Raw genomic sequence first — 10,622 nt, forward strand, 5'->3', positions numbered from 1 at the left:
ATTTCGCAGGAGCTGAACTCATGTTGGACGCCAATCTTAAAAACCAGTTGAAGGCCTACCTGGAAAAGGTCACCCAGCCGTTCGAGATCGTCGCGTCCCTCGATGACAGCGACAAATCCCGCGAGCTGAGCGAACTGCTGCACGACATCGTCGGCCTGACCGACAAGATCACCCTGCGCGAAGATGGCAGCGACGAGCGCGTGCCGTCCTTCTCGCTGAACCGCCCGGGTGCGGACATCGGCCTGCGTTTCGCCGGTATCCCCATGGGCCACGAATTCACCTCGCTGATCCTGGCGCTGCTGCAGGTTGGCGGCCACCCGTCCAAGCTCGAGCCCGAGGTCATCGAGCAGGTCAAGGGCATCCAGGGCCGGTTCGAGTTCGAAACCTACTTCTCGCTGTCCTGCCAGAACTGCCCGGACGTGGTCCAGGCGCTGAACCTGATGGCCGTGCTCAACCCGAACATCCGCCACGTCGCCATCGACGGCGCGCTGTTCCAGGACGAGGTCGAGCGCCGCCAGATCATGTCGGTGCCGAGCATCTACCTCAACGGCGAAGTCTTCGGCGCGGGCCGCATGGGCGTGGAAGAGATCCTCGCCAAGATCGACACCGGCGCCGCCGCTCGCGAAGCCGAGAAGCTGGCCGCCAAGCAAGCCTTCGACGTGCTGGTGGTGGGCGGTGGCCCGGCCGGCGCCGCGGCGGCCATCTACGCCGCCCGCAAGGGCATCCGCACCGGCGTCGCCGCCGAGCGCTTCGGCGGCCAGGTGCTGGACACCATGGCCATCGAGAACTTCATCTCGGTGAAGGAGACCGAAGGCCCGAAACTGGCCCGCGCGCTGGAAGAGCACGTGAAGCAGTACGAGGTCGACATCATGAACCTGCAGCGCGCCAGCGCGCTGGTCCCGGCGAAGAATGCCGGCGAGCTGCACGAAGTGAAGTTCGAGGGCGGCGGCAGCCTCAAGGCCAAGACCGTGATCCTCGCCACCGGCGCCCGCTGGCGCGAGATGGGCGTGCCCGGCGAGCAGGAATACAAGGCCAAGGGCGTGTGCTTCTGCCCGCACTGCGACGGCCCGCTGTTCAAGGGCAAGCGCGTGGCGGTGATCGGCGGCGGCAACTCCGGCGTCGAGGCGGCCATCGACCTGGCCGGCATCGTCGCCCACGTGACCCTGCTGGAGTTCGACAGCAAGCTGCGCGCCGACGCCGTGCTGCAACGCAAGCTGTACAGCCTGCCGAACGTGGACGTGATCACCAGCGCGCTGACCAGCGAAGTGAAGGGCGACGGCCAGAAGGTCACCGGCCTGGTCTACAAGGACCGCAACTCGGAAGAGTTCAAGTCGGTGGAGCTGGAAGGCATCTTCGTGCAGATCGGCCTGCTGCCCAACAGCGAATGGCTCAAGGGCAGCATCGAGCTGACCCCGCGCGGCGAGATCATCGTCGATGCGCGCGGCGAGACCTCGCTGCCGGGCATCTTCGCTGCTGGCGACGTGACCACGGTGCCGTACAAGCAGATCGTGATCGCGGTTGGGGAGGGGGCGAAGGCTTCGTTGTCGGCCTTTGATCACCTGATCCGTAGTTCTGCGCCGGCTTGATGACCTTGCGCTAGTAGAAGCGCCCGGCTCACTTGAGTGAGTCGGGCGTTTTTCTTTTTGGGTGTTTTGCCTGGGGTCGATGGTGTTCGGGGTTGAGTTGGGCTCCCTCTCCCCAGCCCTCTCCCTGAAGGGAGAGGGGGCAAGTCCGTGCCGAGAGAAGTGATGGTTTCAGCCGGTAATCTCTGTGCTAGCCGGCTAACGCCAAAACATCAGCGCACGCCGAACGGTCCCCTCTCCCTTCAGGGAGAGGGTTAGGGAGAGGGTGCGGAGGTCAGCCCGATCGATGGCGCAAACGGGGAATGCCATTCGCGAGCAAGCTCGCTCCTACGAAAAGCCTCCAGCCCCCAGCCCGCGGCATTCAAAGAATCGGCGACACCAGCCGCGCCACCCGCATCCCCAGCTGCTGCAGCTGCCCGCTGCGCTCGGTGCCCATCTCCACCGCCTGCTCGAAGTCCGCCAGCAGCATGCTCTCCACGTCGCGGGCGAAGGCCTCGTCCACCGTCACCAGCATGATCTCGAAGTTCAGCCGGAACGAGCGGTTGTCCAGGTTGGCGCTGCCCACCGCGGCGCAGTCGTGGTCCACCAGCACCACCTTCTGGTGCAGGAAGCCCGGCTGGTAGCGGTACACCTTCACCCCGGCGCGCACCGCGTCCTGGGCGTAGAGGCTGGAGGCGGCGTAGACGGTGCGGTGGTCCGGGCGCGAGGGCAGCAGGATGCGCACGTCCACGCCGCGCAGGGCGGCCAGGCGCAGGGCCGAGCTGACCGCCTCGTCGGGGATGAAGTAGGGGGTGGTTATCCACACCCTTTCGCTGGCCGCGTTGATCATCTCGACGAAGAACAGCGAGCAGGTCTCCTGCTTGTCCGCCGGGCCGCTGGCCAGTACCTGGCAGATCACCCCTTCCTCGTCGTAGCGGTCCGGCAGCAGCAGGGTGGGCAGGGCGTGGGTGGCCCAGAACCAGTCCTCGGCGAAGCACTCCTGCAGGCAGGCCACGGCCGGGCCGCGCAGTTCCACGTGGGTGTCGCGCCAGGGCGAGAGCGGAGGCTTCTCGCCCAGGTACTCGACGCCGACGTTGTGCCCGCCGACGTAACCGCACAGGCCGTCCACCACCACCACCTTGCGGTGGTTGCGGAAGTTCAGCTGGAAGCGGTTGATGGTGCCGTGCCCGGTGCTGAAGGCCTGCACCTGCACGCCGCCGGCGCGCAGGCGCTCGACGTAGCGCCCGGGCAGGCCGTGGCTGCCGATGGCGTCATAGAGCAGGAAGACCTCCACGCCGTTGGCCGCGCGTTCCAGCAGCAGCTGTGCCAGGCGCTGGCCGAGGGCGTCGTCGCGGATGATGAAGAACTGCACCAGCACCACCTGCCGGGCCTGGGCGATGGCCTCGAAGATGGCATCGAAGGTGGCCTTGCCGTTCACCAGCAGGCGCACGTGGTTGTTCGCCAGGGTCGGCATGCGCGCCAGCGCGGAGAGGGCCTTGAGCGCCTTGTAGTTTTCCGACTGGCGCGCCGTCAGGGCTTCCTCCACCCAGGGCCGCCAGTCCAGCTCGGCGGCGGCCAGGTGCATCTCCTCGTTGGCCTGGCGCCGCGCGCCAATGTAGGCGTCGAAGCGGCTGCGGCCGAACACCAGGTAGGGCAGCAGGGTGAGCAGCGGCATGAACACCAGGGAGATGGCCCAGGCGATGGCGCCCTGCGCGGTGCGCACGGTGAGCACGGCGTGGAGGGCGGCGACCACGCCGAGGACCTGGATGACCACCAGGAAATGGGCGATGTAGGGGGAATACTGCATGCGCGCGAACGAGTCCTTCTGCCGTGCGTGTCCCCGCAGCTTAGCCCCGCTCGGGGGGCCGCGGCCATCCCGGCAGTTCGCCACGCCAGGTTTCGAAGGCCTTGCCCAGGCGCAGCACGGCCACGTCGGCGAAGCGCGGGCCGACGATCTGCAGGCCGATGGGCATGCCGGCGGCGGTGAAGCCGCAGTTGATCGACAGCGCCGGCTGTTCGGTCATGTTCCAGGGCACGGTGAAGCCGATGTGCTCGAAGGGCCGCGCCGGGTCGTTGGTGGGCGAGGCCCACTCGGCGGGGAAGGCGGCCACCTGGTTGGTCGGGCTGAGCAGGCAGTCGATGCCGTGGAACTGCGCGGCGGCGCGCTTGCGCATCTCGAAGGTCTGGTTGAAGCCGCGCACCGCCTCGACGCCGGAAACCCGCGCGCCGCCTTCGGCCCACTGGAAGATGTACGGCAGCACCCGCGCCTGGCGTTCCGCCGGCAGCGCCTCCAGCTCGGCCCACAGGCGCGCGCGCCAGAAGCGGTCGAGGCCGTCGAGCAGCTCACGGTCGAGGATCGGCCGCACCTCGACTATCTCCGCGCCGGCCTCGGCGAAGCGCCGCGCGGCGTCTTCCACGGCCCGGCGCACTTCCGGCTCGGGCTGCAGGCCGCAGCCGGGGTCCAGCTGCAGGCCGATGCGCAGGCCGCGCACCTCGGCCGGGCGGATGGCCCAGTCCAGCTCGGCCGGCGGCAGGCTGGTGGCGTCGCGCCAGTCGGCGCGCGACAGGTGCTTCATCAGCAGCGCGGTGTCGTCCAGGGTGCGCGTCATGGGCCCGGCGCAACGCCCGGTGTAGTAGGGGTCGATGGGAATCCGCCCGAGGCTCGGCTTGAAGCCCACCAGGCCGCACCAGCCGGCCGGCAGGCGCACCGAGCCGCCGATGTCGGTGCCCACGTGCAGCGGGCCGTAGCCGGCGGCAGCGGCCGCCGCGGCGCCGGCGCTGGAGCCGCCGGGGTTCATCGCCAGGTTCCAGGGGTTGCGCGCCAGCTTGTGGAAGCTGGACAGGCCCGAGGAGAGCATGCCGAAGTCCGGCACCGTGGTCTTGGCCAGCAGAATGGCCCCGGCCTCGCGCAGCCGCGCGGTGGGCGGCGCATCCTGGGCGGCGGGCACCAGGGGCACGGCGGCGCTGCCCTGGGGGATGGGCTCGCCGACGCTCGCTATCAGCTCCTTAATAGTGACGGGTACGCCATCCAGCTCGCCGCGCGGCTCACCCTTCGCCCAGCGCGCCTCGGCCTCCCGCGCCTCGCCCAGGGCGCGTTCCGGGGCATAGGCGTAGAGCGCGCAGAGGTGCGGCTCCCAGCGCTCGATATGGGCGAGCAGGTGCTGCAGGTATTCCACGGGGGACAGCTGGCGCGAACGGTAAAGGGCCAGCAGCTGGACGGCGGTGAGATCGTGCAGCGCGGTCATGGGGGACTCCGGCGGGGGGCCATGGCACAACCCTAGCCTATGGCGGTGTAGGGCGGATAACGCTCCGCGTTATCCGCCGTTTGGCCTTGGTCGACGAACGGGGTGGCCCAACCGGGCGCTTTCGGGAGAGGCCGGTGGTTTTGGGTGTTCTGGCCCGCCCGTGGTTCCCTCTCCCCAGCCCTCTCCCTGAAGGGAGAGGGGGCTAGTCCGTGCCGAGAGAAGTGATGGTTTCAGCCGGTAATCTCTGTGCTAGCCGGCTAACGCCAAAACATCAGCGCACGCCGAACGGTCCCCTCTCCCTTCAGGGAGAGGGTTAGGGAGAGGGCGCTCTTCAGGATAAGCACCGAAGCCACCGGACACCGTTCGCGAGCAAGCTCGCTCCTACGAAGAGCGTGGATCAGGGCCTTGGCACCAACGCTGGCAGCAGCTGCCGCGAAATCGCCTCGCGCACCGCCGGCAGCAGGGTCGCGTTGCCGCCGAGCATCTCTTCCACCAGCCGGCGCAGGGCCATGGAGCGTTCCGGGGTGAGGGCGCGCACCGCGTATTCGCAGGCCTGTTCCGCGGTGACGTCCGGTGGAACGGCGAAGCCCAGGGCCTGCAGGCGTTCGCGGAAATCGTCCTGGTCGATCAGGTCGGCGTGCATCATCGCGGAGTCCTCCGTGAGGTTGGGCTTCCCCGGATTCTCGGAACAGCGCCGGCCGGGCGCAAGCGCCGGGCCGGCGGAGTGTCCTTCACAGGCAAGAGCAGGTCGTTTTCCGACCGTGCCGGCCTGGAACCCGCCTCAGTTCAGGCCGAGCTTGCCGCGCATCGTCGAAAGATCCTCGGCCAGGGTGTTCACCGGGCCGGCCAGGGCCTTGCGGTCCTTGGCGGCGAGCTTGTCGTAGGTCTGGTAGCCGCCGTCCCTGGTCTTGTACTTGGCGAGGATGCCGTCGACCGTGGCGAAGTTCTTCTCCACCTTGGTGACGAAGGCCGGGTCCTGCTTGGCCAGTTGCGGGCGGAACAGCTCGACGATCTTCTTGGCGCCGTCGACGTTGCCCTGGAAGTCGTACAGGTCGGTGTGGCTGTAGCGGTCTTCCTCGCCGCTGACCTTGGTCGCGGCCACTTCCTCCATCAGCGCGGCGGCGCCGCCGACCACCTTCTCCGGCGGGAAGGGCAGGCCCTCCACGCGCTTGCGCAGCTCGTGCACGTCGGCCATCAGCTTGTCCGCCAGCGGGCCCAGGCCTTCGGTGCTGTTCTTGCTGAACAGGCCGTACTCGATGCGGTGGAAGCCGGTGAAGTCCGGGGCGTCGACCTTCTTCTCGTGGTCGTCCTCGCGGGAGTCGATGGCGCTGTCCAGGTCGCTGAACAGCTCGGCCACCGGCTCGATGGACTCGTAGTAGACGCGGGTCGGCGCGTACAGCTTCTTCGCCGTGGCCAGGTCGCCCTGCTTCACCGCGTCGGTGAACTGCTGGGTGCGCTTGACCAGCTCGTCGAGGTTGTCGGTGACGTAGAGCTTGTAGTCGGCGATGGGGCCGACCAGGTCCAGCGGCGAGGCGGGGGCGGCGAAGCTGGCCAGCGGCGTGGCGAGCAGGCCGAGGCTGAACAGCAGGGCGAGGGAGGTGCGTTTCATGTCCGATGGCTCCAGTGCATTGTTGTCGTTCAGGCCAGCAGGCTGCGGCCGAGGAAGTCGTCCGCCCCGGTCACCCCGGGCAGGACGAAGAAGTAGCCGCCGCCTTGCGGCTTCAGGTATTCCTCCAGCGGCTCGCCGTTCAGGCGCGTCTGCACGGCGATGAAGCCGCGCGCGAGGTCCGCCTGGTAGCAGATGAACAGCAGCCCCATGTCCAGCTGGCCGTTGCTGGCTGCGCCGTTGGAGTAGTTGAACGGCCGGCGCAGGATGAGGTTGGCCTGGCTCTGCGCGGTGCGCGGGTTGGCCAGGCGGATATGGGCATCCAGGGGCGTGTGCTTGCCCTCGGCGTCGCGGGCGTAGTCCGGCACGTCGGTTTCCACGCGGCCGTCATGGGGGGCGCCGCTGGCCTTGACGCGGCCGATGATGCTTTCCTGCTCCTGCAGCGGGGTGCGGTCCCAGCGCTCGACGAAGTTGCGGATGATGCGCACCGCCTGGTAGCTGCCGCCCGCCGCCCAGGCCGGTTCGCCGGCGTCGGGCTGCACCCAGACGATGCGGCGCATGGCCGCTTCGTCGCGGGAGTCGGGGTTGGCCGAGCCGTCGCGGAAGCCCAGGAAGTTGCGCGCGCTCTCGGTGGGCTGGCCGGGGCGGCTGGGCTGCACCGGCACGCTGCCTTCCTGCTTCCAGCGCACCAGCAGCAGGTCCGGGGTGTTCTTCACGATATCGCGCAGGGCGTGGATGTTGGTGTCCGGGGTGTTGGCGCAGAACTGCAGGCACAGGTCGCCGTGGCAGCGCGCCGGGTCCAGGGCGTCGTTGGGGAAGCCGGCCATGGGTTGCAGGTGGCGTGGCTTGCGCGCGGCCAGGCCGAAGCGCTCGTCGAACAGCGAGTCGCCCACCGAGACGGTGACGGTCAGGTTGTCCGGGATCACCACCGGGCCGAGGATGCCCGAGTCCAGCGGCGGCAGCCTGGCGTCCACCTGCTGCACCGCTCCGCCGGCCATGAGGAAGCGGATGCGCTCGTCGAGCACCCGGAACAGCCGTTCCAGGCCCGCGCGGTCGCTGGCCAGCACGTCGAAGGCGACGATCATGCCCGCCGCCGGGCGCGGGGTGACGATGCCCGGCTGGTGGTGGCCGAACCAGGCGTTGCGCTCCTGGGTGCGCTCGCTGGCCGGTGCGTGGGTGACCTCGGCGGTGCCGGCGGCCCGCGCCGGGCCCGCCAGGCTGGCGCCGGCCAGGGCCACGCCGGCGGCGCCCAGGCCGAGCAGCACGCGGCGGCGTTGGGCGTTGGCGGGGCTGTCGTCGTTGCTGTGCATGGGGTACTTCCTCGGATCAGGGGTGGGCCAGGCCCAGGGCCGGCGCCACGGCGTCCAGCGCGTCGGCCAGGCTGGCGGCCTCGGCGGCCAGCTGCTGGCGCCGGGCGGCCGTGACCTGGTCGTAGGGCTTGCCGGCCAGTTGCGTGAGGCTGGCATCGAGCGCCGCGGCGGCGGCGTCCAGGCGCGCGGGCAGTTCGGGGGCCTTGCGTTGCAGCAGCGGGCGCAACAGGTCGATGACCTTGCGCGCGCCTTCCAGGTTGGCGGCGAAGCCGGCCAGGTCGCTGTGGCTGTAGCGTTCCTCGTCGCCGTCCATGCGCTGCTGCGCCAGGCTGCGCATCAGCCGCGCGGCGTTGCCGCCGAGTTGCTCGGGCGGCAGCGACTGGGCCATGAGGGCGTCCTTCAGGGCGGCGACGTCGGCCTGCAGCTGCGTGGCGACCGGCGCCAGGCCGAGGGTGCCGTTCCGCGCAAACAGGCCGTATTCGATGCGGTGGAAGCCGCCGAAGGCCGGGTCCTGCTCGCGCAGCTCGAAGGCCTCGGCGCGCGGGGCGATGCGGTTGTCCAGCTCGGCCAGGCGCTGCGCGCTGGCGGCGATGCGCTGGTAGGCGGCGCGGCCTTCCAGGTAGTGGCTGCGCGCGGCGGCGAGGTCGTTGGCCTGCAGGGCCTGGTTCAGGGCGCCCAGGGCGCGTTGCAGCTGGCGCAGCTGGCCGGCCAGGTAGACGCGGTATTCCGACAGCGGGGCGACGAAGTCCAGCAGCGGCGAGCGGGCCTGCTGGGCGGCGCTGGCGGCCGCGCTGGGGGTGGCGCGCAGGCTGCCGTGGGGGTTGCTGAGCAGGCCGCAGGTGACCTGGTAGTCGCCGGGGGCGAGGTAGGCCGAGAGCGTCTGGCTCATGCCCGGGGCGATGTTCTCGCGTTCCTCCACCACCATCACGCCGTCGAGGATTTCCCACTCCACGGCGCGATCGGAGCGGTTGAGGATGCGGAAGCGCGCCTGCCCGGCCGGCACGCTCAGGGTGTTGGGCTCGCAGCCGTGGGGCAGCACCGTCACCAGCACCTCGTCGTTGCCCGCCCTGGCCTGGTGGGCGTGGCGCGCGGCGTAGTAGAAGGCCGCCGCGCCGAGCACGGCCAGGGCCGCCGAGGCCGCCACCGCGGCGTTGAGCAGCAGGCGGCGGGCGCCGACCGGCGGCTGGGGTTCCGGCAGGCTCATTCGGCGGTGCTCCGGGCAGGGGCCGCGGGGCGCGGCGGCAGGAAGAACAGCGTCAGGCTCAGCGCCAGGTAGGCCAGCCAGGCGCCGAGGGTGCTCAGGGTGGGGCTCTGCTGGTAGCCGAACAGCCCGGCCAGCAGCGAGCCCAGGGCGCCGTCCTCTGGCAGGCTGGCGCCGCTGTTCCACAAGGGCGCCTGCAGCAGGTTCCAGACCCCGGCCTCGTGCAGCGAGCGCACCGCGTTGGCGAGGATGCCGGCGGCCACCACCAGGATGAACAGCCCGGTCCAGCGGAAGAAGCGCGCCAGGTTCAGGCGCACGCCGCCGCTGTAGATGCCGTAGCCCAGGGCCACCGCCAGCGCCAGGCCGAGCAGCGCCCCCAGCGGCGCGCCGGGGCCTTCGCTCTGCTGGAACACGGCGAGCAGGAAGAACACCGTCTCCAGGCCCTCGCGGGCCACGGCGAGGAACACCATGGCGATCAGCGCATAGCCCTGGTGCCGCGAGTGGAAGGCCTGGTCCAGCGCGGCCTGCAGCTCGCCCTTGATGGAGCGCGCCATCTTGCGCATCCAGAACACCATGGAGGTGAGGATGGCCACCGCGGCCAGGCCCACCAGGGCTTCGAACAGCTCCTGCTGCTTCTGCGGGAATTCGGCGCTGGCCAGCTCCAGGCCGGCGCCGACGAACAGCGCCAGGGCGGCGGCGAGGAACACCCCGATCCACACCGCCGGCATCCAGTGGGCGCGCCCGGTACGGCGCAGGTAGCTGGCGATGATGCCGACGATGAGCGCGGCCTCCATGCCCTCGCGGAGCATGATCAGGAAGGGGACCAGCATGGTTTCACCTGGGACAGGGCCGCGCGGCGGCGGCTGAGAATGCAAACGCGAAGGATTCTCGATGTCGTCGCCTTAAGGATTGCTTAAGGGGCCATGCCTAACGTCGCCCCCTGTCCGCGGCGGATACGCGCACGTCGTTTTCGGCAAACCCGAAGTTGGCGAAGCAGCCACACTGGAGCCATACCGCTGCGGTCGATACCGAAGTAGGTGCTTGTCACACTGGGAGCCTTGACGGCTCGCTTTCGTCCCCTGTCGTGCGTCGGGCGCGGCGGGGGATTTTTTTGTTCGTCCTGGTTGGTTTTTCGTAGGGGCGAGGGGGACGCCCAGTTCTTGCTCGCGAACGGCGTTCTGTCGGCCAGGTTCGGTGCATATCCTGAAGAACGCCCTCTCCCTAACCCTCTCCCTGAAGGGAGAGGGGACCGTTCGGAGTGTTTGGGCATTCCTGAGTCAGCCGGCAACACCGAAGGTTTCCGGCTGAAACCATCACTTCTCTCGGCACGGACAAGCCCCCTCTCCCTTCAGGGAGAGGGCTGGGGAGAGGGAGCGGAGTCAAACCGAGGCTCCCAGGCCACCTGGAAACTCTGTTCGCGAGCAAGCTCGCTCCTACGAAAAGCCCCTCGCGCTCAATCCAGACGACGGGCCAGCGACTCGAACAGCGCCTCGTACAGCCTGTCCACTTCCGCCAGCTCCCGCGCCCGCAGGCAGCCGTGGACCAGCCCCGGGCCGGGGAAGCAGTCCACCTCCACCCCATCCCGGCGCAGTCGTTCCGCGTAGCGCAGCCCGTCGTCACGCAGCGGATCGAACTCGGCGATGCCAATGAAGGCCGGGGCCAGTCCGGCGAAGTCATGGGCGCGCAGGGGCAGGGCGA

At 69.6% G+C, this 10,622-nt stretch carries 9 protein-coding genes; 1 reads left to right on the forward strand and 8 read right to left on the reverse strand.

Translation table 11 applies throughout. The annotated features are described in order from the left end of the window. Positions 1-20 precede the first annotated feature (20 nt). Positions 21-1,586, forward strand: coding sequence for an alkyl hydroperoxide reductase subunit F (ahpF, locus tag DK254_RS20075; protein ID WP_109935175.1), 1,566 nt, complete (start codon positions 21-23; stop codon positions 1,584-1,586). Between the two features lie 358 nt (positions 1,587-1,944). Here ahpF and cls read toward each other — a convergent pair whose 3' ends face one another. The 8 genes from cls to DK254_RS20115 all read right to left on the reverse strand — a co-directional run. Next, positions 1,945-3,369 carry a cardiolipin synthase gene (gene cls / locus DK254_RS20080; RefSeq protein WP_109935176.1) on the reverse strand — a complete coding sequence of 475 codons (1,425 nt, stop codon included), beginning with the start codon at positions 3,367-3,369 and terminating at the stop codon, positions 1,945-1,947. Positions 3,370-3,409: 40 nt separating this feature from the next. Beyond that, positions 3,410-4,807, reverse strand: a complete 1,398-nt coding sequence (locus tag DK254_RS20085; RefSeq protein WP_109935177.1) for an amidase — start codon at positions 4,805-4,807, stop codon at positions 3,410-3,412. 397 nt (positions 4,808-5,204) lie between these two features. Continuing rightward, a complete protein-coding gene (locus tag DK254_RS20090; RefSeq protein ID WP_009614343.1) occupies positions 5,205-5,453 on the reverse strand; it encodes a hypothetical protein in 249 nt (82 codons plus the stop codon). Positions 5,454-5,588: 135 nt separating this feature from the next. Further along, positions 5,589-6,416, reverse strand: a complete 828-nt coding sequence (efeO, locus tag DK254_RS20095) for an iron uptake system protein EfeO (RefSeq protein WP_109935178.1) — start codon at positions 6,414-6,416, stop codon at positions 5,589-5,591. A 29-nt stretch (positions 6,417-6,445) separates the two neighbouring features. Further along, positions 6,446-7,723: an iron uptake transporter deferrochelatase/peroxidase subunit gene (gene efeB, locus DK254_RS20100; RefSeq protein ID WP_109935179.1), complete on the reverse strand. Its 1,278-nt coding sequence runs from the start codon at positions 7,721-7,723 to the stop codon at positions 6,446-6,448. A 16-nt stretch (positions 7,724-7,739) separates the two neighbouring features. After that, positions 7,740-8,927, reverse strand: coding sequence for an iron uptake system protein EfeO (efeO, locus tag DK254_RS20105; RefSeq protein ID WP_109935180.1), 1,188 nt, complete (start codon positions 8,925-8,927; stop codon positions 7,740-7,742). Further along, positions 8,924-9,754: an iron uptake transporter permease EfeU gene (gene efeU, locus DK254_RS20110; protein ID WP_109935181.1), complete on the reverse strand. Its 831-nt coding sequence runs from the start codon at positions 9,752-9,754 to the stop codon at positions 8,924-8,926. The genes efeO (DK254_RS20105) and efeU overlap by 4 nt, the downstream gene beginning before the upstream one ends. Before the next feature lie 623 nt (positions 9,755-10,377). Beyond that, a partial coding sequence (locus DK254_RS20115; protein WP_146219631.1) for an alpha/beta hydrolase fold domain-containing protein occupies positions 10,378-10,622 on the reverse strand: 245 nt, incomplete at its 5' end.

It is taken from the genome of Pseudomonas sp. RW407 (assembly GCF_003176655.1).
Lineage (GTDB): Bacteria > Pseudomonadota > Gammaproteobacteria > Pseudomonadales > Pseudomonadaceae > Pseudomonas > Pseudomonas delhiensis.

Excerpts from the sequence above, each read along its gene's own strand:
- efeO (WP_109935178.1), bottom strand. The coding sequence starts at position 6,416 with ATGAAACGCACCTCCCTCGCCCTGCTGTTCAGCCTCGGCCTGCTCGCC.
- ahpF (WP_109935175.1), top strand. The coding sequence starts at position 21 with ATGTTGGACGCCAATCTTAAAAACCAGTTGAAGGCCTACCTGGAAAAG.
- efeU (WP_109935181.1), bottom strand. The coding sequence starts at position 9,754 with ATGCTGGTCCCCTTCCTGATCATGCTCCGCGAGGGCATGGAGGCCGCG.
- DK254_RS20085 (WP_109935177.1), bottom strand. The coding sequence starts at position 4,807 with ATGACCGCGCTGCACGATCTCACCGCCGTCCAGCTGCTGGCCCTTTAC.
- DK254_RS20090 (WP_009614343.1), bottom strand. The coding sequence starts at position 5,453 with ATGATGCACGCCGACCTGATCGACCAGGACGATTTCCGCGAACGCCTG.
- cls (WP_109935176.1), bottom strand. The coding sequence starts at position 3,369 with ATGCAGTATTCCCCCTACATCGCCCATTTCCTGGTGGTCATCCAGGTC.
- efeO (WP_109935180.1), bottom strand. The coding sequence starts at position 8,927 with ATGAGCCTGCCGGAACCCCAGCCGCCGGTCGGCGCCCGCCGCCTGCTG.
- efeB (WP_109935179.1), bottom strand. The coding sequence starts at position 7,723 with ATGCACAGCAACGACGACAGCCCCGCCAACGCCCAACGCCGCCGCGTG.